This is a genomic window from Paraburkholderia translucens, from assembly GCF_020881035.1.
Lineage (GTDB): Bacteria > Pseudomonadota > Gammaproteobacteria > Burkholderiales > Burkholderiaceae > Paraburkholderia > Paraburkholderia translucens.
Map to the genome: position 1 here is coordinate 192947 of NZ_JAJITC010000004.1, position 23431 is coordinate 216377.

At 62.4% G+C, this 23431-nt stretch carries 17 protein-coding genes and 1 tRNA gene; 4 read left to right on the plus strand and 14 right to left on the minus strand.

All coding sequences use genetic code 11. The annotated features are described in order from the left end of the window. Positions 1-77 precede the first annotated feature (77 nt). Positions 78-1934, minus strand: coding sequence for a phosphoenolpyruvate carboxykinase (GTP) (locus tag LJ655_RS08790; protein ID WP_230560862.1), 1857 nt, complete (start codon positions 1932-1934; stop codon positions 78-80). Positions 1935-2314: 380 nt separating this feature from the next. Between LJ655_RS08790 and LJ655_RS08795 the strand changes: the two genes are divergently transcribed. Beyond that, positions 2315-3328 carry a D-2-hydroxyacid dehydrogenase family protein gene (locus LJ655_RS08795; RefSeq protein WP_230560863.1) on the plus strand — a complete coding sequence of 338 codons (1014 nt, stop codon included), beginning with the start codon at positions 2315-2317 and terminating at the stop codon, positions 3326-3328. Positions 3329-3379: 51 nt separating this feature from the next. Here the strand turns inward: LJ655_RS08795 and LJ655_RS08800 are convergent, their stop codons facing one another. Further along, the gene (locus tag LJ655_RS08800; RefSeq protein WP_230560864.1) at positions 3380-4258 is read right to left on the minus strand and encodes a patatin-like phospholipase family protein; all 879 of its coding nucleotides are present in this window, start codon (positions 4256-4258) and stop codon (positions 3380-3382) included. A gap of 424 nt (positions 4259-4682) precedes the next feature. On the opposite strand from LJ655_RS08800, the gene LJ655_RS08805 reads away from it, so the two are divergent. Further along, a tRNA-Lys gene (locus LJ655_RS08805) sits at positions 4683-4758 on the plus strand. Positions 4759-5189: 431 nt separating this feature from the next. On the opposite strand, the gene LJ655_RS08810 is transcribed toward LJ655_RS08805, so the two are convergent. Both LJ655_RS08810 and LJ655_RS08815 read right to left on the minus strand, forming a co-directional pair. After that, complete coding sequence (locus LJ655_RS08810; RefSeq protein ID WP_230560865.1) at positions 5190-7151, minus strand: acid phosphatase; 1962 nt, start codon at positions 7149-7151, stop codon at positions 5190-5192. 63 nt (positions 7152-7214) lie between these two features. Then, the gene (locus LJ655_RS08815) at positions 7215-7385 is read right to left on the minus strand and encodes a hypothetical protein (protein WP_230560866.1); all 171 of its coding nucleotides are present in this window, start codon (positions 7383-7385) and stop codon (positions 7215-7217) included. Positions 7386-7491: 106 nt separating this feature from the next. Between LJ655_RS08815 and LJ655_RS08820 the strand changes: the two genes are divergently transcribed. After that, the gene (locus LJ655_RS08820; protein WP_230560867.1) at positions 7492-8079 is read left to right on the plus strand and encodes a LysE family translocator; all 588 of its coding nucleotides are present in this window, start codon (positions 7492-7494) and stop codon (positions 8077-8079) included. Positions 8080-8125: 46 nt separating this feature from the next. Here the strand turns inward: LJ655_RS08820 and LJ655_RS08825 are convergent, their stop codons facing one another. The 6 genes from LJ655_RS08825 to cadR all read right to left on the minus strand — a co-directional run bounded on the left by LJ655_RS08825 (position 8126) and on the right by cadR (position 13653). Then, positions 8126-8995 (minus strand): helix-turn-helix transcriptional regulator, encoded by an 870-nt coding sequence (locus LJ655_RS08825; protein ID WP_230560868.1) that lies wholly within the window; start codon positions 8993-8995, stop codon positions 8126-8128. A 125-nt stretch (positions 8996-9120) separates the two neighbouring features. Continuing rightward, complete coding sequence (locus tag LJ655_RS08830; RefSeq protein WP_230560869.1) at positions 9121-9915, minus strand: ABC transporter substrate-binding protein; 795 nt, start codon at positions 9913-9915, stop codon at positions 9121-9123. A gap of 65 nt (positions 9916-9980) precedes the next feature. Further along, positions 9981-11135, minus strand: coding sequence for a pyridoxal phosphate-dependent aminotransferase (locus LJ655_RS08835; RefSeq protein WP_230560870.1), 1155 nt, complete (start codon positions 11133-11135; stop codon positions 9981-9983). A 336-nt stretch (positions 11136-11471) separates the two neighbouring features. Further along, positions 11472-12875 (minus strand): ATP-dependent RNA helicase DbpA, encoded by a 1404-nt coding sequence (gene dbpA, locus LJ655_RS08840; protein ID WP_230560871.1) that lies wholly within the window; start codon positions 12873-12875, stop codon positions 11472-11474. Positions 12876-12898: 23 nt separating this feature from the next. After that, on the minus strand, positions 12899-13099 hold the full coding sequence (locus LJ655_RS08845) for a hypothetical protein (protein WP_230560872.1): 201 nt from the start codon (positions 13097-13099) through the stop codon (positions 12899-12901). A 122-nt stretch (positions 13100-13221) separates the two neighbouring features. Continuing rightward, positions 13222-13653 (minus strand): Cd(II)/Pb(II)-responsive transcriptional regulator, encoded by a 432-nt coding sequence (gene cadR, locus LJ655_RS08850; RefSeq protein WP_230560873.1) that lies wholly within the window; start codon positions 13651-13653, stop codon positions 13222-13224. A gap of 80 nt (positions 13654-13733) precedes the next feature. Here cadR and LJ655_RS08855 point away from each other — a divergent pair, with 80 nt between their 5' ends. Further along, complete coding sequence (locus tag LJ655_RS08855) at positions 13734-16127, plus strand: heavy metal translocating P-type ATPase (RefSeq protein ID WP_230560874.1); 2394 nt, start codon at positions 13734-13736, stop codon at positions 16125-16127. Positions 16128-16150: 23 nt separating this feature from the next. On the opposite strand, the gene eutC is transcribed toward LJ655_RS08855, so the two are convergent. The 4 genes from eutC to LJ655_RS08875 form a co-directional block, all read right to left on the minus strand. Beyond that, positions 16151-16942 carry an ethanolamine ammonia-lyase subunit EutC gene (gene eutC / locus LJ655_RS08860; protein WP_230560875.1) on the minus strand — a complete coding sequence of 264 codons (792 nt, stop codon included), beginning with the start codon at positions 16940-16942 and terminating at the stop codon, positions 16151-16153. After that, entirely contained in the window at positions 16939-18333 is a 1395-nt protein-coding gene (locus LJ655_RS08865; protein WP_230560876.1) for an ethanolamine ammonia-lyase subunit EutB, read from the minus strand. The genes eutC and LJ655_RS08865 overlap by 4 nt, the downstream gene beginning before the upstream one ends. A gap of 844 nt (positions 18334-19177) precedes the next feature. Further along, positions 19178-20971: an outer membrane protein assembly factor BamB family protein gene (locus tag LJ655_RS08870; protein ID WP_230560877.1), complete on the minus strand. Its 1794-nt coding sequence runs from the start codon at positions 20969-20971 to the stop codon at positions 19178-19180. A gap of 1218 nt (positions 20972-22189) precedes the next feature. Then, positions 22190-23422 carry a PDDEXK family nuclease gene (locus tag LJ655_RS08875; protein WP_230560878.1) on the minus strand — a complete coding sequence of 411 codons (1233 nt, stop codon included), beginning with the start codon at positions 23420-23422 and terminating at the stop codon, positions 22190-22192. Between the last annotated feature and the right edge of the window lie 9 nt (positions 23423-23431).

Sequence of the window (23431 nt, forward strand, 5' to 3'; positions counted from 1 at the left end):
CATCGAAACGAATCTGGGTGCCCAAAGAAAAAAGCCGCCCGTGGGCGGCTTTTCAGAGTGAGTGAGCACTCACATGCCTAGGCCGTGAGCTTTTCCTCCAGCGCGCGCTTCGCTTCGGCCAGTGCCGGCGGCAGACCATGTTGCAGCGTGTCAAACAACTCCGCGTGCAACACGAGTTCGTTGCGCCATGCGGCGGCGTCGACTGAAATGACCTGCTCGAACTGCTCGCGGGTGAAGTTCAGGCCGCTCCAGTCGATGTCCTCGTAGTGCGGAGAAATGCCGAAAGCGTGCTCTTCACCCTGCGCGGTACCCTCGATGCGGCCGACCATCCAGCTCAGCACCCGCATGTTCTCCCCGAAGCCCGGCCACACGAACTTGCCGTCCGCGCCCTTGCGGAACCAGTTCACGCAGAATATTTTTGGCAGCTTCGCGCTCAACTGCTGCAGACGCTCGCCGGTTTTCAGCCAATGGCTGAAATAGTCGCTCATGTTGTAGCCGCAGAACGGCAGCATCGCGAACGGGTCGCGGCGCACGACGCCCTGCTGGCCAGCAGCCGCAGCGGTCGTTTCGGAACCCATCGTCGCCGCCATGTAGACGCCCTCGACCCAGTTGCGCGCTTCGGTGACGAGCGGCACGGTGGTCGAGCGGCGGCCCCCGAAGATGAACGCATCGATCGCGACGCCGGCGGGGTTTTCCCAGTCCGCGTCGATCGACGGACACTGCGAAGCCGGCGCCGTGAAACGCGCGTTCGGATGCGCCGCCTTGCGGCCGCTTTCCTTCGCGTCCGCCGGCGTCCAGTCCTTGCCTTGCCAGTCGATCAGATGTGCTGGTGGCTCCTCGGTCATGCCTTCCCACCAGACGTCGCCGTCGTCGGTCAGCGCGACGTTCGTGAAGATCACGTTTTCCTTCAGCGTGGCGAGCGCGTTGTAGTTGGTCTTTTCGCTCGTTCCCGGCGCGACACCGAAATAGCCTGCTTCCGGATTGATCGCGTACAGCCGGCCGTCCTTGCCCGGCTTGATCCACGCGATGTCGTCGCCGATCGTCGAAATCTTCCAGCCGTTCAGGCCCGCCGGCGGGATCAGCATCGCGAAGTTGGTCTTGCCGCAGGCCGACGGGAATGCCGCCGCCACGTGATGCTTGCGCCCTTGCGGTGACGTGACGCCGAGAATCAGCATATGTTCGGCAAGCCAACCCTCGTGGCGGCCCATCGTCGACGCGATGCGCAGCGCGAAGCACTTCTTGCCGAGCAGCGCATTGCCGCCATAGCCCGAGCCAAAGCTCCAGATTTCGCGCGATTCGGGGAAATGCACGATGTACTTGGTCTTGTTGCACGGCCACGACACGTCCTGCTCTCCCGTCGCAAGCGGCGCGCCGACCGAATGCACGCACGGCACGAACTCGCCGTCCTCGCCGAGCACGTCATACACTCTGCGGCCCATGCGCGTCATGATGCGCATATTGGCCACGACGTAAGGGCTATCGCTCAGCTCGACGCCGATGTGCGCGATCGGCGAGCCGAGCGGGCCCATCGAGAACGGCACCACGTACATCGTGCGACCGCGCATTGCGCCGTCGAACAGGCCGTCGAGCGTCGAACGCATTTCGTCCGGAGCGATCCAGTTGTTGGTCGGGCCGGCGTCTTCGGCGCGCTGCGAGCAGATGAAAGTGCGATCCTCGACGCGCGCGACGTCGGACGGATCGGAGCAGGCGAGATAGGAATTGGGACGTTTGGCGGGGTTGAGCTTCTTCAGGGTACCGGCTTCGACCATCTGCGCGCATAGGCGGTCGTATTCCTCTTGCGAACCGTCGCACCAGACCACTTTTGCGGGCTTGGTCAGAGCAGCGATGCGCTGGACCCAGTCGATCAGCTTGCGGTGTTTGACCCATGTGGGCGCCTCGATAGTGGGCTGCCCTTCGAACGAGGGTAGATTCATCGACTTGTCTCCGTTTGAATGAATGGAAAAACGGTACAAGCCCGGGGACGCTGCTTGCGAGAGGCATTGAACTCATTGCGCCGGCGCGTCGATTCAATTGCCGGCACACGATTGCGCAGATCGTCCTGGGCCATACAGCTTGCCAGGCGGAGGCGCGCTTCCTACAGGGCTTCTGCAACCTTGTGTAAAGCGACTTGCCTCAACACGCAACAAACTGCTAAAAACGTTCTCAATTCGCCTTCACGCAGCGCTGCCGTTCTTTTGGGTGCGACAGCTTCTACGGTAAGGCAATCAGCCAGACCCGCATGTGACCCAGGTCACACGCTGGCACAGTCAGCATAACAGTCCGCACCACCGGGGTGCGGCGCAAATTGCATACCATGAAGATTGCCATTCTCGACGATTATCAGGACGCCGTCCGCAAGCTGGACTGCTTTCACTTGTTGGCCGACCATGAAGTCAAAGTTTTCAACAATACCGTGCGCGGTCTCGGACAACTTGCAAGCCGGCTGGCCGAAGTCGACGCCCTCGTCCTGATTCGCGAACGCACCCGCATCACCTCGCAACTGCTCGACAAATTGCCGCGCTTGCGCATGATCAGTCAGACCGGCAAGGTGTCGAACCACATCGATCTGGCGGCCTGCACCGAGCGCGGTATCGCCGTGCTCGAGGGCACCGGCTCGCCGGTCGCGCCGGCCGAGCTAACGTGGGCACTCATCATGGCCGCCCAACGGCGCATCCCGCAATACGTGGCAAACCTCAAACAGGGCGCCTGGCAACAGTCGGGGCTCAAGACGTCGGCGCTGCCACCGAACTTCGGTTTGGGTCAGGTGCTGCGCGGGCAGACGCTCGGAATCTGGGGCTACGGCAAGATCGGCCGCCTGCTGGCCGGCTACGGCAAGGCGTTCGGCATGAACGTGCTGGTGTGGGGCCGCGAGCATTCGCGCGAAGCCGCTCGCGCCGACGGCTACGGCGTCGCGGCGACTCGTGAGGAGCTGTTCGAAAACAGCGATGTGTTGTCGCTGCATCTGCGACTGCATGACGACACGCGCGGCATCGTCAAGCAGGACGACCTGATGCGCATGAAGCCGACCGCACTACTCGTGAACACGAGCCGCGCCGAGCTGCTCGAAGAGAATGCGCTCGTGAACGCGCTATCGCACAACCGTCCGGGGATGGTCGCGATCGACGTCTACGAAAGCGAGCCGATCCTGCAGGGCTACAGCCTGCTGCGCATGGAAAACGTGATCTGCACGCCGCACATCGGCTATGTGGAGCGCGAGAGCTACGAACTGTATTTCACCGCGGCGTTCAGGAACATTCTTGCGTTCGATACCGGCGACACCGCCAGTGTCGCGAATCCGGAGGCGCTGCAAGGCGGGCGTCGGCGGTGATTGGAGAGTGAGGCGGCGGGCGGATCGGGTTTGGCCCGCGGGCCGCGCCGCTCATTGCGCTTCGTGCGCTGCCGCCTCCATCACCGCAGTCACGCGTTCAAGGAAGACCTCGCCATCCGCGCGGCCGAGGTTGTAGGCGTGCACCATCTGCGACGGGCTCGTGTAGTCCCAACTTGAAATGGGCACCTTGCGCGATGGCTGCACGTAGAGCCGCTGCTGCACGCCGTGCGGTACGACGAACATCTGCGGCCGCGGATAAAGACGCGTCACCATCACGAGAACGTTACCCGGCACATCGGCGTCGAGCGCGCCGACCGGGACGTTGTCGACCATCCCGCCGTCCAGCACCGGCCGGCCGTTGCGCCGCAGAACCGGTGTGAACGGCGGCGTACTGGACGATTGCAGGATCAGGTCCGCGAGCTCGTCGACAGTCGCGCAATCCTGTGCGCGCACGAATTCCGGATGAAAACCGAGCGTCCGACCGAGCGTCGGATGCAACGTCTTGCGCACGTATTTTTCGATGTTGTACGCGACCAGCCCCGCTGCGACCGCGCTTCTTGCGCCGAGCCAGCGCGGCAGATGGGATACGCCGATGCGGATTTCCGGCGCCTGGGCGAGCTTCGAAAACTTGTCGCCGTAGATGTCGAGCAGTGCCTGCCGGTAGATCCGGTAATGCGGGAAGATCGACTCGCCGCGCAGCAGGTTGCCCCAGTAGGCATTGCGCGTGTTGTGGCGCAGCGCATCTTCGTAATAGCGCATGACCCAGTCGGAATCGCCGCGCGTGTAGATCATGCACGCAGTCGCAGCGCCGGCCGAAATCCCGGTGATCACTCGCGGACGGATGTCGAGCTGCGGCTGCACGACGTCCCAGAAACCCGCTTGCCACCAGCAGCGGTTACCGCCGCCGGCGAATACGACCTGATCGAACATGCTGCTTTTCCTTGCTTTCTTTGGCTCTTGCTATCGATAGTTTGTGCCGGCATTCACTCCGGCAGTGCGCAAGTCGTGGTGGATCGAACGGTCATGTTGCCGCCTTCGTCGAACATCAGATTACGGCCCATGCGAGGCACGCGCGCCTCGATCAGTGTGAGCGCCCGGACCCCCACGCGAGGGCTCGCTCGAGCGACTCGGTAACCTCATTGTCGTCCGTAAAAATCCCCTGGTCGAAAATCGCGTTACGCCGCTTGCGTCGAGGTGTCCGCGACATGATACCGGCAGCGGCGGACCCGTCAGCGTTTTCCGGATGGCGGTTTCGTCGAGGGATGGCTCGAGTTCCAGCGATGGGCTTTTCTTAATGAAACAGCTAAAAGGGCTTGGCAATCTCAAAAAGATCCTGCATAATCTCGTTTCTGTTGGGGCGTTAGCTCAGTTGGTAGAGCAGCGGACTCTTAATCCGTAGGTCGAGTGTTCGAGTCACTCACGCCCCACCAAGCATTTAGAAGGGTTCCAAGCAATTGGAACCCTTTTTCGTTTGGGCTGCGGTTTCCGTTAGGCGACGCAAAGGCTGCAGAAAACACCATCTGCCAATCGCCGTTCTCGCCGTTCGGGCTGCCTGAGCGATCATCCAATGTCCCGTTGATTGCCCGTCGTGCCGACGCAGCCGTCCTGATTCCTCGCCATTCTCAAGAAACTCCGTGCCGATAGCTCGCTGACGTCGCCGCACGTTGCCGCACTGCTTCAAACCCTCGGTCCCCATTCTTGCGAAACCGGCACCGGTCGACCTAAACAACCTACCCAATTCCAAGCTGATTAACAAAACAATGCTGGCCAATTGGCTGAGAAACACCCCGAAGTGCCGGACGGCTTTCGCCCGCAAGAATCGGCTTTCGATCCTTCAGCCCCGGGGCCGTGCTTCATGGCGTTACGATGCCGACAGTTTTATCGAAACGCCGCTCGAGGAATAAACCGGCGTGGCCTTGAAACCGTCCACCGTGACCGTCGCGAACTTCACCGATGCGCCGCTGCCGTCGATCACGTCGATCGTGTCGCCGGCCTTGGGCACGTAGCCGTTCACGAACTTCACATGCAGCGTGCCGCCCGCTACGGTGAGCTGGCCACCCACGCGCAGGCGTCCGCCGCCGTTGCCGTCGATGTCGAGTTCGAGCGTCGTGCCGTCGAGTTGCGTGTACTTGCCCGTGATCGTCAACGGTGCGCGCGTCGCCACGGTCACGCCGCCGCCGGAGCCAACGTAGACGTCGCCGTTGCCGAAAGCCGTGGCCGACGAAGCGGTAAGCACCCCGCCGCTCACCTGCGAGCCGCCCGTGTAGCTGTTGTTGCCCGCGAGCGTGAGCGTGCCGCTGCCTTGCAGCGTGAGCTTGCCCGAACCGGCAATGTCGTTGCGCCAGGCATCGGCGGCGTTGAAGCCGCCCTGCGTCGCATCCATCGTGACGATCACGTTGCCGTTGAAAGCGCCATAACCGTCGGCTGCGCTGAACATATTCAGGCGGCCCCAGCCTTCCGCATCGTCCATGACCGGATAGCCCGAAGCGACTTCCGTCGTCTTCAGCACGACGCGCCGCTGATCGGCGCTCAGGTACGGGAAACGCGTTTCGAGCAGCACCTCGGCACCTTTGGGCACGACGGGCGGCGCTTCGGTCGATTCGATCTGGCCGAACCCGAACGTCATGCGGCGCGCGAATTCTGACTTGTTGGTCGAGTAGTCGGCGAAGCGGTCGGTCGAGGTCGTCGCCGAATGTGCGTAGGCCGCGAAGGTTGTCGCGTCCGTGCCGGTGGCCTGCTCGAGCGCGCTGTGCGCCTGTGTGTAGGCCGCGCTCTTGAGCGTGGCGTTCGCGGGGTCGTAGAGATTCGCGGCCGTCACAGCGAGGGCGAACAGGCGCCCACCAATCACGTCGAGCGGCGAATGCATACCCGCGAGAATGCGGTTCTCGCCAAGTTCGAGGCCGCGGCTCGCCATCTCCTGGTAACGCTCGGGAATGAGGTAGGCCATCGTCATCGCGTCGCGCATGGCTTCGGCTTCGTGACCGCTAATGAAGCCGCCGTCGGTGGCGGGCGTCGTACTAATGGCCGGCACGAGCGTGGGATCGACCACGACGCTCGTGCTCCAGCGGAACGGCCTCGCATATTTGTAGAAGCGCTTGGCGGGCTCGGTGGAGGCGTTGTTGCCCATCGTATTCAGCAGATCGACGACCTTGCCGAAGGTCGCGTTGCTCGTGCTCCCCACGCCGATGTTGTTGCCCGAGTCACTGTAGAGCGTTGTGGTCGCGTTCGCGGGAATCGACGTGATGCTCGTGGTTTGCTGCGCAGCCGAGCGCCACGCCGCGGTGAGCGGCCCCATGCCGTCGGTGACGCTGTAGCCCTTGCCGCGGCGGTCGTCATAGTAGGCCGCGTCGGCCTGCGCCTGGGTGCGCCGGGTCGTGGCGGTCACGACGTACTGGATGTTCGCGTTCAGCACGGTGCTGTTCAGGATCGTGCCGTTCGGCGTGCCGTCGATCGGCACCCCCGTCCACGTCGATTGCGCGACCGCGGGAAACGTGCCGTTCGCCGGCGCGGAAACGCCGGCGTCCACGAGCATCGTGAGTGGCTGCCAGAGGTCGAGGAAGCGCGCCACCACGCGCACGCCAGCATTCGTTTCGAGCGTGGCGTAGCGGGCGTCGCCGCGCTGGTTGGTCGCGATGTTGTCGACGAAGGCGGGCACGTCGGGGATCGGTGCGTTGTCGACAAAGCCGGGATCGGCGGGGGGCGCCGGAATGGCCGCGCTCGCGCTCGTGTTGGGATCGACATTCCCGCCTCCGCAGGCGGCCAGTACGGCAACGCTCGAAAGCACCGCGAGGCGCAGCGGGAAACGGATGAGGGAAGCAAGCATGCAGGCAACTCCGTCGTCGTGGTTAATGGCGACGGATTGTCGTTACGGCCTGTTACTGGTGAATTACGGATTTATTTCGCGCTCGTTAAAGCGACCAAACGCGCAGCCCGCTTGCGCAACGCCCAGCTCGCCGACGCCCAGTGCGCAGATCACATTGGATTTCCTCGATAACGTTTGCGCGAATCGAGATTCAGATTCAGACGCGCGTTTGTTGCGCGTTTGTTTTTTCTTCAACGCGCCTGCCCTTTGCCTTGGCAATTTCCTTCAATACATGCTGTCGCCGTCCCGTTACGGTTGAGCGTCGCAATCCATTCGCCACACTCACGTTTCGAGGCATCCGATGACTGCATTACTCTCGATGGCCGCGTTCGCGCTCGCCAGTTCCATTTCTCCGGGCCCGGTCAACGTCGTCGCGCTCAGCGCCGGAGCGCAGCACGGGCTCGCCGCGAGTTTGCGGCATGTCACTGGCGCGACGGTCGGTTTCACGGCGTTGCTGCTCCTGATCGGACTCGGCTTGCACGAATTGCTCGCGCGCTTTCCTGATCTGATCGAGATCGTCAAATGGGCAGGCATGGGCTTCCTGCTCTACATGGCCTGCAAACTCGCCATCGACAACGGCCAGCTCGGCGCGGACAAGCCGGCGCGCGGGCCGTCGTTCGCGCGCGGCGCGGCGATGCAATGGCTCAATCCGAAGGCGTGGCTCGCGTCGCTGGCCGGCATGGGCGCGTATGCGGCCGGCGGCGATGGCACGCTCCTCTGGCAATTCACCGCGCTGTACTTCGTGATCTGCTATCTGTCGATCGCGAGTTGGGCCTATGCCGGCACGTTTCTGCGCAGGCATCTGCGTGAAGCGAAGCGGGTCAGGATGTTCAATCGCGTGATGGCGGCGCTGCTCGCGCTCAGTGCGTTGTATCTGCTTGCCGAGTGATGCGGCTCGCGCTTGCCTGCCAACGCGGCTTCGGGCCGCATCACGCTCACCTGCGATACTGCCCCGGCGTCGCCGCCACCAGCCGTTTGAAGGTGCGCTGCAAATGCGCCTGGTCGGCGAAACCGGCGTCGAGCGCGACGTCCGCAATCAGCGCTCCCCGCCGCAATCGCGCGCGACTGTACTGGATGCGCCGGTTGATCAGATACGCGTGCGGCGTCATAGCGTAGCGCTGCTTGAACGCGCGGATCAGATGCGACGCGGACAGCCCGGCCGCCTCGCACACGTCGTCGAGTCTGAGCGCGCGCGTGCAGTTTTCGGCGATGTACTCCGCGGCGCGCGCAAGCTGGCCGTTCCCGGCACGCATGGGCAAGCTCACCGGATCGAGCGTTTGTTGGAGATGAGAGAAGAAGGTGATGACCGCGCTTTCCTTGCGCAGCGTGTCGGCGTCGATCTCGTTGTCGCCGGCGAGAATCGTGTATAGACGATTCAGGCCGTCGAACAACGCGGCATCGAGCGTCATGATCTGCGAGAACGGGCGAAACGCGTGGTTCCCGCTCAAGCCAAGCTCGTGCTGCAGTTTCGTGATCCATGCGACGTCGACGTGCAGCATCCGATACGACCAGCGCTCACCGGCAACCGGATTGCACGCGTGCACATCGTCGGGGTTCATCATCACCACGGCGCCCGCGCCGATCCATTCCCGCGCGTGACGGTTCAGATATACGCTGCGGCCGCGGGTCACCGCGCCGATGGAAAATGTTTCGTGCGAATGTTTGGCGTAGCAGACCCTGCGGCCATCGTCGATGGCGCGCGCTTCGATGAACGGCAGCGCGTCGCTGCGCCAGAAGCGCGGCGCGGCCGCGCCCGTTGCGCGCGCGTTGTTTGCAGCGCTTGTCGCCTCGGTCGTCTCGCCCATGCGCGTTCTCCGTTTGATCCGTCGACTTCGCGATCGTCTCCGACTTCGCGAAACCTACGTATCGTAGTCGTCGAACGCATGGGCAACAAGCGAACGCGCGGCGCCGCCTGTCCAACGCTACGCGACTACTTCGCGCTCACATCGATATTGCCGAGGTATTTCGCGGCCAATGTCTTCACGGTGCCATCGGCTTGCACCTTGGCGATCGCGGCATTCAACTGATCGCGCAGCGCAGTGTCGCCTTTGCGAATACCGTATGCGATGCCGCTGCCGAGAATCTTGTCGTCGCGCACCGGTTGACCGACAAAAGCGTAGTCCTTGCCGTCGGGCTTCGACAGAAACCCCGTTTGTCCGGCGGGCGCGAGCACGAGCGTGCCATCGAGACGGCCCGCGCCCAGATCGGCGTAGACCTGATTCTGATCCTGATACGGCAGCACGATCACGCCGGCCGGTTCCCAATGCACCTTCGCGAAGGTCTCCTGGATCGAGCCTTGCAGCACGCCGACGCGCTTGCCCTTCAGCGACGCGGGCGTAGGCAGCAGACCGCTGTCGCGCCGCGCGATCAGCTGCGACGGCACGCGATAGACGACCGTCGTGAAGTCGATCGCCTGGCGACGCTGTTCGGTCGCGTTCATCGCCGAATTGATCGCGTCGAACTTGCGGCCTTGCAACGCGGGGATCAGGCCGTCGAACGAGGTTTCGACCCACTTGCAGGTCATATGCGCGGCCGCGCAGACCGCGTTGCCCACGTCGATATCGAGCCCCTGAAGCTCGCCGTTCGGTCCTTTCGATTCGAACGGCGGATACTGCGCTTCGAGGCCGAAACGCAGCGTGGTGGTATCGGCGGCGCTTGCAGCGGACGCCGTCGCGAGCGACGCGCCTGCGTACGCAAGCGCCAACAGGCATTTAAGCAACTTCATGACATCTCCCTTCTTTCTTCCAATACTTTCATGACTTCGGCGACTTCGGGTGTGCGCTCGCGCACTCAGATCTCGCACAAACGCCGCGCGCCTTCGATCAGCGTCGCGTCGTCCTTCGAGAAACTCAGGCGAATCAGCCCGCAATCCGTGCCGTCGGTATAGAACGCCGACAGCGGAATCGTCGCGACGCGCGCATCGCGGATCAGGCGCAGCACGAAATCGCTGTCGCTTTCATCGGAGAAGCCGCGGAACCGCGCGAGCATAAAGAAGCTGCCTTCGCTCGGCAACAACTCGAAGCGCGATTCGCGCAGCGCATGCGCGAGCAGATCGCGCTTCTTCTGATAGAAGCCGGACAGGCCGAGGTAGCTGTCGCGATTGGCCAATGCGTCGACGAACGCGTACTGCATCGGTGTGTCGGCGGAGAACACCATGAACTGGTGAACCTTGCGGATCTCGTCCATCAGCGCGGCGGGGGCGAGGCAATAGCCGACACGCCAGCCGGTCACGTGATACGACTTGCCGAACGACGACACGATCAGGCTGCGCTCCGCGAGCTCGCGATGGCGCGCCATGCTCTGATGCTTCGCGCCGTCGAACACGACGTGCTCATAGACCTCGTCGGACAGGATCACGATGTCGGTGTTGCGCGTGATCGCTTTGAGCCGCTCGATATCGGCGTCGCTAAAAATCGTCGCGGTCGGATTGTGCGGCGTATTGACGATGATCATGCGCGTCTTCGGCGTGATCGCGGCGGCGACTTCGTCCCAATCCACCCGGAAGTGGTCGAGCGACAGCTTGATCGCGACCGGCGTCGCGCCCTGCAAGCGCACGATCGGGCCGTAGCTGTCGAACGACGGTTCGAAGTAGATCACTTCGTCGCCCGGATGCACGAGTGCGCTGATCGTCGAATAGAGCCCTTCGCTCGCGCTCGCGAGCACGGTCACTTCGCTGGCCGGATCGTAGCGCACGCCGTACAGCGTTGCGACCTTGTCAGCGAGCGCTTCGCGCAGCGCGCCGATACCCGCCATCGGCGCGTACTGATTGTGACCCGCGCGCATCGCCTGCGCGACGCCATCGACGAGCTTCGGGTCCGGCGCGAAATTCGGCGCGCCCTGCGAGAGGTTCAAAGCATCGTGTTGCGCGGCCAACTGGCCGATCACGGTAAAAATGGTGGTGCCGACGTCCGGCAGTTTCGAGCGGGCTTGCGTGGCGCTCTGCATAAGAGCTTCTCCTTTCTTCAGCCGCCGGCGGCCGTGCGAACGGCAGCGGGGCGTTCCTTCCTGTGCGGTGATTAGGCATCAGCCAAAGAACGCTCACAATCGAAACTTTGTCATGCGCGGCATGCGTTTTCGTCATGACTTGCACGAGGCCGCTCCACCTCGGGCAAGCTCGGCGAGGTCATAGTTTGCAGGGAGTTCGGGGGATCCGGGAATCCGCGCGGGCATGAAGGAATGTGATGCTAACTGGTTCTCTTGCGTATACGGCCGCGGATGCGGCCGTTTCGCGAGTCGGTGCGCTTCGGATTCGAAGAAGGAAAGGCCGGAGCTTCGGGTGAATCAGGCTTCGTCCATCAAACGGACTTTGACCTTGCGGCCTTTCAGCTTGCCCGCGCTGAGCCGGCGCACCGCCTCGCGCGCGATGCTGCGCTCCACCGCGACATAGGTCGACATGTCGGTCACGTTGATCTTGCCGATCTGAGAGCCCGCGAAACCAGCGTCGCCCGTCAGCGCGCCGAGCACGTCGCCGGGACGGATCTTGTCCTTGCGGCCGCCGAGAATCTGCAACGTTTCCATCGGCGGCAGCAGCGGGTCATTGCTGGCCGCCTTCAGCTCGGACAGCTTGTGCCATTCGACGTCGCGCTTGTGCGCCTGCTCGATCCCGCCCACGCGCCCCATCTCGTCCATGCTCGCGAGACTGAGCGCCCAGCCCTCCTGGTCTGCACGGCCCGTACGGCCGATGCGGTGCGTGTGCACTTCCGGGTCCGGCGTCACGTCGACGTTGATCACGGCTTCGAGTTGCGCGATGTCGAGACCGCGCGCGGCGACGTCCGTCGCGACGAGTACCGAGCAACTGCGATTCGCGAACTGGATCAGTACCTGATCGCGCTCGCGCTGATCGAGCTCGCCGTGCAGCGCCAGCGCATGAAAGCCTTGCGCGCGCAGCACGTCGAGCAGATCGCGGCACTGCTGCTTGGTGTTACAGAACGCAATCGTGCTGACCGGACGATAGTGATTGAGCAGCAGACCGACCGCGTGCAGACGCTCGTCTTCGCTCACTTCGTAGAAGCGCTGACGGATCTTGCTGTCGTCGTGCCGCTCGGCGAGCTTGACTTCCTTCGGATTGCGCAGGAACTGCTGGCTCAACTTCGCGATGCTCTCAGGATACGTCGCCGAGAACAGCAGCGTTTGACGCTCTTTCGGGCATTGCCTTGCCACCTTCGCGATGTCGTCGAAGAAACCCATGTCCAGCATGCGGTCGGCTTCGTCGAGCACGAGCGTGTTCAGCGATTGCAGCGCGAGGCTGCCGCGTTCGAGGTGATCCATGATGCGGCCCGGCGTGCCGACCACGACGTGCGCGCCGTGTTCGAGGCTTGCCGTCTGCGGACGCATCGGCGTGCCGCCGCACAAGGTCAGCACCTTGATGTTTTCCTCCGCGCGCGCAAGGCGGCGGATTTCCTGGGTGACCTGGTCGGCGAGTTCGCGCGTCGGGCACAGGACCATTGCCTGGGTGTCGAACTTGCGCGCGTCAAGCCGTGCGAGCAGCGCCAGCGAAAACGCCGCGGTCTTGCCGCTGCCGGTTTTCGCCTGGGCGATCAGATCTTGACCGGCGAGCGCGATCGGCAGGCTCGCGGCCTGGATCGGCGTCATCTCGACGTAGCCGAGCTGCGTCAGGTTCGCGAGCGTCGCGGGCGGCAGCGGCAGCTCGCTGAATGGGGCGCCGGCGGGAGTGGGACTATTCATAGGATCGTCAGCAGGAATTGCGATTACTCGGCCAGCGGGCCCTGATCGGGGCGGCCCGGCAGCTGCTCGTACAGCACCTCGCCGTCGTCGCCGTCGAATTTCTCGACGTAATTGCGCGCGCCGCACAGCGGGCAGCGGAACAGGAGCCCCTGCCCTTCGTTCTTGATGACGACGTCGGATTGCTCCCACTGCGCGCCGCAGGACTGGTTTCTACAGGTGAACACGTTGATTCTCCAACTGGATTCGATGATCGATCGCCAAGGTCGCGCATGCGGCCTTGCCGTGTATGGGGTTGCCGCGCCAGCGCCGCGTCGTGACGCGATAGCGCCCGACGGCCGGCCCGGCGTCAGCCGAGATGCGTATGCCGCGGGCGCGGCACGGCGACATCCATGTCGGTCAGCCCGTGCACGATGCCGCAGTCTTCGAGCGGATGCTCGCCGTGGCATTGGTCGCGCAGCGTCGTCAGTTGCGCTTTCAGCTGCTGTAGCTCTTCGATACGCGTGTCGACGTGCGCAATGTGCTCGTCGACCAGCGTATGCATACCGCCGCAGCCATTCGCCGGCGCGTCGGTCAGACGCAGCAACGCGCGGATTTCGTCGTGGGTCATGTCGAGCGCGCGGCAATTGCGGATGAAACGCAGGCGCTCGACGTGCTTCGCCGTGTAACTGCGGTAATTGGCCTCAGTGCGCTCCGCCTCGGGCAGCAGGCGCTCTTTTTCGTAGAAACGGATGGTTTCCGTCGTGCAATGGGCGATTTTCGCCAGTTCGCCGATCTTCATGGACCTTACCTCCACGCGGCCTTGACCTTGTAGTGGCTACAAGGTGTTTACTAGACCACAAATTGCACGAGGAAGCCACCATGCCTGATACCAGCCGTGTCGCCGCCGCTCGTCCGGAATGGGACGAAGTCCGTACGCACGGCGCTTGCGGGAAGGTTGATGCACGGCACGACCATGACCATGACGAGGGCACGGGTAGCGGGTGCGGGCATTGGCATGGGCATCAAGGCCACGATCATCACGACGGCCATGTTCATGACCACGGCCACGTCCACGATCACGACGGCGGAGCCTGCTGTGCGCGCGCCGCGTTCGAGGCGGCGCCGCTGCGCCTGCCGCCTTCAGAGGTCGTCGGCAATGACATGCGTACCGCAATCCGCATCCTGCAGATGGACTGCCCGACCGAGGAAGCGCTGATCCGCAAGAAGCTCGATCGCATGTCGGCCGTGCGCAGCATGGATTTCAACCTGATGCAGCGCGTGCTGACCGTCGTCCACGCCCCGAATTCGCTCGAAACGGTCCTGGCCGCATTGCGCTCCCTCGACTTCACGCCCGAACTGGCTAGCGATGCCAGAGATTCAGGCATTGCGGATACCAGTGCGGCCGCTGGCGCCTTGCACAAGCCCTGGTGGCCCCTGATCCTCGCCGCCGTCGTAGCCGCGGCCTCAGAGGCCGCTGGCTGGCTCGGTGCGCCCGCCTGGGCAGTGGCGGGTCTCGCAATCGTCGCGATCGCCTCCTGTGGCGTTACGACCTATCGCAAGGGCTGGGTCGCGCTGCGCAACGGCAACCTGAACATCAACGCGCTGATGAGCATTGCCGTGACCGGCGCGGCGCTGCTCGGCCAGTGGCCCGAAGCCGCGATGGTGATGGTGCTGTTCACGATCGCCGAACTGATCGAGGCGCGCTCGCTCGACCGCGCGCGCAACGCGATCGAAGGACTCATGCGGCTCGCGCCCGCCGAGGCTAGCGTGCAGCAGCCCGACGGCGCATGGCGGCTCGTGCGCGTCGACGCGATCGCGCCCGGCGCGCTGCTACGCGTGAGGCCCGGCGAGCGGATCGCACTCGACGGCGAGATCGTCGCGGGCCGCTCGAGCGTCGATCAGGCGCCGATCACCGGCGAGAGCCTGCCCGTCGACAAAGCGACCGGCGACGCCGTGTTCGCCGGCACGATCAACCAGGCGGGCTCGTTCGACTATCGCGTAACGGCCGCGGCCGACAACACGACGCTTGCGCGCATCATCCACGCGGTCGAGGAGGCGCAAGGCACGAAGGCCCCGACGCAGCGCTTCGTCGACGAGTTCGCACGCGTTTACACGCCGATCGTGTTCGCGATCGCGCTCGCCGTCGCTCTGGTCCCGCCGCTGATGTCGGGTGGCGAGTGGCACGCGTGGGTGTACAAGGCGCTGGTGCTGCTCGTGATCGCGTGTCCGTGCGCACTCGTCATTTCGACGCCGGTGACGATCGTCAGCGGGCTCGCGGCCGCTGCGCGTAAGGGGATTCTGATCAAGGGCGGTGTTTTCCTCGAACAGGGTCGCAAGCTGAGCCGGCTCGCGCTGGACAAGACCGGGACGATCACGCATGGCAACCCGGTGCAGACGGAGTTCGAGGTGGTCGGAGACGAGGCCGACGCGCTTTGCTACCGCACGCTTGCGGCGAGTCTCGCGGGCCGTTCCGATCATCCTGTTTCGATGGCAATTGCCGCTGCCGCCAATGACGACGGCGTCGAGCACCTGCGCGTCGACGCATTCGAAGCGATCACCGGACGCGGCGTGCGCGGCGATATCGACGGCATTGCCTACTGGCTCGGCAATCATCGCCTGATCGAAGAGCTGGGCCGCTGCTCGACGCAACTCGAAGCGCGCCTCGATGCGCTCGAGGAGCAGGGCAAAACCGTCGTCATGCTCGCCAACGCGCAGCGCGTGCTCGCGCTGTTCGCGGTCGCCGATACCGTGAAGAAGACGAGCCGCGCGGCCGTCGCCGAACTGCGGCGGCTCGGCGTCGGCACCGCGATGCTGACCGGCGACAACCGCCACACGGCCATGGCGATCGCGCATCAGGTTGGCGTCGATGAAGCGCGCGGCGACCAGTTGCCCGAGGACAAGCTCGACGCGGTCGTGCAATGGTCCGCCGATGGCGCGACCGTCGGCATGGTCGGCGACGGCATCAACGATGCGCCCGCGCTCGCGCGCGCCGACATCGGCTTCGCGATGGGCGCGATGGGCACCGACACCGCGATCGAAACCGCTGACGTCGCGTTGATGGATGACGATCTGCGGAAGATTCCGGCGTTCATCCGCTTATCGAAAGCGACATACGCGGTGCTGGTGCAGAACATTGCGCTTGCGCTCGGCATCAAGAGCGTGTTTCTCGTGCTGACGCTGATGGGATTCGGCACGATGTGGATGGCAGTGTTTGCCGACGTCGGCGCAAGTCTGCTGGTGGTGGGCAATGGGTTGAGGTTGTTGCGGAAATGAGCGCGATGTTTCCGCGTCGCGCCCTATGCTGAATCGCCGCTTACGGCAGGGTTTATCGGCGCGCTCGCCAGCAGCTCATCGCTGTCGTCTTTCAAACCCACACCTGTAAGTTCCAGCTTTCTCGCCTGCGTGAGCAGGTAGTGCAGCTTGTGCGCGGCCTGCTGGTAGTCGAGTCCTTCGGGCCGCACGTTCGAAATGCAGTTGCGCTGTGCGTCGCTGCACCCGGTTTTCGGCGCATAGGTGATGTAGATGCCCAGGCTGTCCGGCGAACTCAAGCCTGGCCGCTCGCCAATCAGCATCACGACGATCTTCGCGCCGAGCAATTCGCCGATCTCGTCGCCGAGAGCGACGCGGGCTTGACGCGCCACCACGACAGGGCCGATGGTCCAGCTCGCGAGCTTCGGATGAATGGCTTGCAACAGTGGCACAGCCTGCTTCGATGCGGCGAACGCCGATAGGCCATCGCCGATCACGAACAGCACGTCGCTTGGTTGTGCCGGCAGTTGCGCAAGCGCCGCGCGACTCGCTTCCGACAGACGCCGCCCAAGATCGGGACGCCGCAAATAATGCTCGCGATCCGGCGCGGCGCTATGCACGTCGAGCGTGCTGAAACCTTGCGCGTGCAACTGCGCGTGTAGCGCGTCGACATCGAGCGGATGATGCACGGCGTCGCGCGCCTGCGCATGCGCGAGATTGAACTCAAGCAACGGTGCGGTCGGCAAGCTGTTGCCCGCGCGGCCCAGCGCGATGCGTGCTCGCGTAAACCGGCGCAGTACGTTCCACGGATCCTTGTCGAGTGCGTCGTTCTCGCTCATACGATACCCATCCAGTCGCGCGCGCTTTCGAGCAGCGGTTGCCGTGCCGATGCACCGATCAATGCGCCGCGTGCATCGATGATCTGCATCGACTCCAGCCAAGCCTCGAATTCAGGCGCGCGCCTCAAGCCGAGTACATCGCGCACGTACAGCGCGTCGTGAAACGAGGTGCTCTGGTAGTTGAGCATCACGTCGTCCGCGCCCGGCACGCCCATGATGAAGTTGATGCCCGCGACGCCAAGCAGCGTCAGCAGATTGTCCATGTCGTCCTGATCCGCTTCGGCGTGGTTCGTGTAGCAGATGTCGCAGCCCATCGGCACGCCGAGCAGCTTGCCGCAGAAGTGATCTTCGAGACCCGCGCGCGTGATCTGCTTGCCGTCGTACAGATACTCGGGGCCGATGAAACCGACCACCGTGTTTACCAGAAACGGCTTGAACTTGCGCGCGACCGCGTAGGCACGCGCCTCGCAGGTCTGCTGATCGACGCCGAAATGCGCATCCGCCGACAACGCGCTGCCCTGCCCGGTTTCGAAGTACATCAGATTGCTGCCGACGGTGCCACGTTGCAGCGATAACCCCGCTTCGTACGCTTCCTGCAGCAGCGCGAGCGAAATGCCGAAGCTCCCGTTCGCCTTCTCCGTGCCCGCTATCGACTGGAACACGAGATCGACCGGTGCGCCTTTTTCGATCGCGGCGATCGTGCTGGTCACGTGCGTGAGCACGCACGATTGCGTGGGCACCTGATAGCGCTGGCGGAATTCGTCGATCATCAGCAGCAGCTTCGTGATCGCGGCGAGGTTGTCGCTCGCGGGATTGATGCCGATCAGCGCGTCGCCGCAGCCGTACATCAGGCCGTCGAGCATCGAGGCGGCGATGCCTTTGACGTCGTCGGTTGGGTGGTTTGGTTGCAGGCGGACGGACATGCGGCCCGGTAAACCGACTGTGTTGCGAAAGCGTGTGATGACCGGGCGTTTACGGGCGGCGGTGATCAAGTCCTGGTTGCGCATCAGCTTTGAGACCGCGGCGACCATCTCTGGTGTGAGGCCCTGCGTGATGCGGGTGAGTGCGTCGGCGTCGGTTGAGGTGCTGAGCAGCCAGTTGCGGAAGTCGCCTACTGTCAGATGGGAGATTTCGGCGAAGGCTCGGGGGGAGTGATCGTCGATGATCAGGCGCGTGACTTCGTCGGTTTCGTACGGGATCAGCGGTTCGCTCAGGAATGTGCGTAGCGGTACCTGCGCCAGCGCCAGTTTTGCGGCGACCCGCTCTTCCTCGCTCGCTGCCGCGATGCCCGCGAGCTGGTCCCCGGAACGTTGCGGGCTCGCCTTTGCGAGCAGGGTCTTCAGGTCGGCGAAGCGGTAGATGCGGCTGCCGATCGACTCGGTGTAGCTCATGTTTGCGGCTCCATCGCTTCACTTCGCGCGAACGCGGGTAGGAGTGGGAACGGCGGTTTACATGCTGCTTGCTGCAGACTCGTGCTCGTGCATCACACGATAGCGCCAAACGGCGGAGGCCGTCACGTCGCGGGGGTTGGGGCTGTTTACCTTGCTGCTGGCGAGCGATGTCTGTCGCAAATCCGCAGGATTTGGTAAACGGCCGGCACACTCCGAAGTGATACTTTGTTCGCATTCTGTCGCGTCAATTTTCAGCGGTTCAGTCATGAATGAATCAGACCATCGGGCTCGATACGAAACGCGACTCGCGCGCGTGCTCGACCATATGAACGATCACCTCGACGAACCGCTCGGTATAGGACGGCTTGCGGAGATCGCGTGAGGTCGGGTGGCTGGGGCGGTGCTCGCTTGCTTCTGCTTGCTGCGATGTTGCTGTTGTTGTGTCCGTATACGTTGCGCGGGTTTGGGGCTGCTTCTCTGGTTTTTATAGTCTTTGTATACGTATACGTAGTAGTAGTTAACAAGCCATGCGTTCGGCTGTGGATAACTTGGAAGTTCGTTTACCGATCAATGTGCTGCGGAATCGATAACCATTGGGAGTGGGGGCGGACAGGTTAACGGAGCCTGGGAGAGTTTTCGGGCGACCCACAAACGCTGCGGATTTATCAAGGTTTCGCCCACAACGTGTTCGGCTGCTTTTACAAAAGTTGTCCAGAGGGGGATGTGGATAAGTGGCCTCGTTGGAAAGGCGATTTGGACAATTTGGCGGCGGCAATTTGAACAGTCGCGGGCCAGCCTGGTTATTCTTGCGAAAAAGCTACCGTATGGCTAACGAATTTAGCAGTCAGAGGCCATAGGCATGAACCACGTGGTCGCTACCAGCGACGAAGACTTGCCCGTTCACGACCATCGGCGACGCGAAGTTACCCTCGCCGGTTTGAACTGGCGTGTATTGGTCGTGGAAGAGTATGGTCCCGTCCGCTGCATCCAATGCGTAAAAGTCGTTGCCCAAACCGTCTGCGTAATACACCACACCATTTGCGGCGACGGGCGGGATAGCCGGGTTGAACGAGGAGCGGTTCAAGCCGACTTTCGCCGTCCACACGGGTTTGGGGTTCACAGTACAGTTGCTGTCGATCGACAGTGCAATGACCCCGTGTTGGTATAAGTTGTTGCTCCCCGAACCGCCAGGGGACACGACGTAAAGCCGATTTAGCACCGAGTCGAATGCAGGAAGGCCTATGTTGCTGCCCTCGACTGAACTGAGGGAAATCGTCAACTTTTCAATGGGCCCCTGCTGCTGAATAGTGGCTCGGTTATAGATGAACAGGTTGCCGGACTTGTTGTAGGCCGCGAGCATCGTCGGGCAGGTGGGACGCTGGAAGAGCAATGCTGTAGCGCCGAAGTCGGAGTCCGTGCTGGGCGGAGAAAGCGGCGAGTTCGACGCGGCTACCGCCAGGGTCGGCGTGAGTTTCACGACGTGCTCCGCGAACGCGGCATTTTCCGGATTGGCGAATGCGTTGCCCGTGAGTGCATAGACGACCGTCCCATCAGGCGGAATCGATACGCCTCCCGCACCCCATATACCACCCCCGTCTGGCCCGCTTGCGCCGTCTGGGTACCAGCGTTGCAGAATCGCAGCGGGGTTGGTGGTGGACGCGCGGACGACCTGTCCATGATACGGCTCCGTATCGCAGGGGTCGCCGGCTGTCGCCACATATATCGACGAACCATCGGGACTGAGCGTCAAGCCGCCATAGACCATCGTTCTTGGAGAAGCGTTGGCTGCGTCAAGAAGTGGCAGGTTGAAGCCCGGGAGATCCACGCCGGTCCGGAGGTCGTACGCATGCAGGTAGCCTCGCCCGCTCGCAACGAAAATCCGGTTGTTGGCATGGTCGATGACGGGCGTGCCCTGCACCCCGATCTTGCCTTGAAAGAGCCCGGTGCAGGCCGACGTCAAGATAGCTTGAGGGATAGGGGCGCTTTTCCAAATGACCGCCCCCGTCGCGGCATTCAGTGCCCATGTAGTGTTCCCCTCTGTCGCAACGTAGACGATATCGGTTGGTACCCCATTGATTGTCACCCCGGTAGCCAGTACCGGCTGAGTCAGGATGGCACCGTCCAGCACAGGTGACTTCCAGTGCTGTACCAACGTCCTCACGTTGGTCTGGGTAAGCACCGTCTCGACCGGGTTATACCCAGTGCGCTGCCTGTTCATGCCATACGTCGGCCAATCGGTCGTCGTAAAGGTTGGCGCGGCGACGGCCCCTGGTGTCCGGCTCAATGTCGCGGCAGTCGCTGCTTCGGGAGCTTGGTACGGCGTATCCACCGCCGGCCCGCGATCGTCGCGGAAATTATCCGGATTGATCTTGTCTCCGCCATTCTGTTTGTCTACTTCCGATCCGTCGAGGGCAAAGGCGGGCGGCACTTTCGGTCCGACGCCAGATGGGTGCGGGCCATGAGGGAATGGGTCCAGTGCGTTTGACGACGCCTGAGCGGCTGTTGCAAGACCCGGCGCAGATGCCGCAGCCGGTGCCGCGTTCGAACTTTGCGCTTGTGCGCCCGAGGCCGCCATGCAGGCGAGGATCAAAGCTGCAATGAGCCGAGAAGCGTCGATAACGCTGTGTGCGCTATTCATGTAGCCACCTCTTGCAAATATTGCTGTTAGCATTGGCTAGACGGCGCACCGCGACTTCCCGCCTCGCTCTACTAATTGATACGCGCTTTGCTAACGTGAGTTAATCGTAGGCCATCTAAAATCAAGCGCAAGAAATGTCCGCGATGGACTACCGTCTGGCGGACGACGAATTGTCGTCCCTATTGAGTAATGCAAGGCTCGCCCACCGTTCGGCTGCTTCATCCGAATGCGCGATTGCGCTGGAAGCAGATCGGCACACCCGGCCACCCCGTCCAGAGCTCTAGTCGCTAGCGCTTTTAAAAAATGGGGCAATAAACACCCCGCTTCGGCGGCGGGCGAAAAGGGTACGAACGCATACTCCGGCAGCGTTAGGCTAACCCTTCAGTGGGAGACATCTTTCGGGGCCAACAGGTCGCCCCTGTTAACTTGCTACTCCCCGTCAAAAAAGCTCCTGTTCGCCCGTCCCTGCCTTAGTGGCTCAGGTTGAATGAATGCTGCTGCCAGCAGCGGGCGAGGGCGGTTTGCCGCCCAGAACGCTATGCGAGCGCAGCTGGGTAAACGCGAGCTCGGGGCCCGGTAGACTTCCGTCTCACCAGAAGCAGGCACCGCCCAATGTAGGCAATCCAATCCAGCGCCCGCATTGAACAAATTTTCCTACACGGTGCCTACACGACGCGAAAACAAAAAGGACTTACAGGCAAGAGCACTGTAAGTCCTTGAATTCTTTAGTGGGGCGTGAGTGACTCGAACACTCGACCTACGGATCAAGAGTCGGTGGGACTGAAAACCTCGGGGCCCTGACAACCCTGCGACACTGGAACGGTCAAACTTTAGAAGCGATCCCGCCAGTCTCGCTTATTCGGCTTTTTCAGTCTTACAGACTCGTTCCTAGTCTCACTAATCCCGTTTCCCGGCACTACACTACCTGTAGCGAGACCCATATGGTGAGATTTTCTGCCCCGCCGGACAAGGCTCTGCGGGTTCTGGGAAGCATGTGATGAAATTTTGGGAAACATCGCGTGAGATTCTTTGTCTCGCAGCCGAGCCCGGCCAGGCAACGAGTATCTTTCTGGCGAAGTCCTCCCATCATCGTCGTCCATCAAGACCCGCCAAGCGCAAGAAAAAAGCGAACTCTTCTGCCGCAATCCAAAGCAGCATTGCAACCTGAAGGTACTCGCGTAGAAATGTCCCGAAGCGTTTAGTGCCGGCGAAACTGCATCAGGCTGTGGTCGCCGCCAGCCTGGGTCGCAACGCATTGACCATGGCGTTGGCCATTTTTAGGAGCCAAGTCATCTGTTCCGATTCCATTTCGGGGCCTTCGTGCGGCTTGTACTCCACAAGCAGGACAGCAACGACGCGGTCACTATCTTCTGTTACATCCTTGATGTTAAACCGGACGGAATGGCCCAGTTCACTTTCCAGGGCAGATTGGTCCTCGAGCAATGTTTGCATGAGATTCCGCCCTTCGGGGCCTTTGAACTTCACCATGAGCGCTGCAGTATGATTTGCTTCCCTGAAAGCGACCAGCCCGTTTGAAAGCGGGCCAGGCATGGCCATCCGAACCCAATTATTTCCGCCGTGCCGGGGCGGCGGCTGGTCAGGATGGTCAAAGCGTACCTCGTTGATAAATCGTGTCCAGAACGGCCGGTTCGGCCCGTACGAGGAACTGCCTGTGGTGCCCGAGTCCACCCCCTCCTTTCCGACGACCATCTCATCGGCGCGAGGCGGAATGAATGGGTCGGAGGTCGACGCTTCCCGGCCGACACCTACAAACACCTCTCGACGGACGAGCTCCGTCTGCACTGGCACGTTGGGAACGAGGAGCGTTCGTCCGTTTGCGTCGCGGAAAAGCCGGATTTCGAGCAGCGCGAGCCGTGCGAGTATGCCGCCCTGATTCGCCAATAGATTCTTGAGAGCATGCAGGTCACTTCGAATTCCATCGCCGGCGATTGCAAGCAGAAAGTCGCCTCGGCGGAGTGATTCATTGACCGCGTCGACGAAACTTGCTTCATCGAGCTCGGGAAAGGCTTCGCTGACAGCCTTGAACATCGGATTCTCGCCGGTCAAGCCGCGCACTTGCTTCAGCTTGGCTTCAAGGTCCGAGTACGTTAGGCGGCCCATCAACGATGCATATTCGAATAGTTGTGCCACAACTTCGCGCCGCGCACCGGGGTTTCGCCAGAGTTTGCACTCAATCAGCACAAGACGCCCGGTCGGAGACACACCCAAAAGGTCTACAAAGACATTGGATGAGCCATACCGGAGCGGATATTCACGGCACAGCGGCATTAATGCTTCACCGTGCCCAAACATTTCGACCATTGGAACAAGAGTGGGGTGGTCAAACAGCTTTTCCTGCAACCAGTTCTCGTTGTGGCCAGCGGATAGCGAAACGCGCTGAAATCCTACGAGGCCTTCATCGGGCCCGTGCTCTTCAAGAAACACCGTCATGCAACGCCT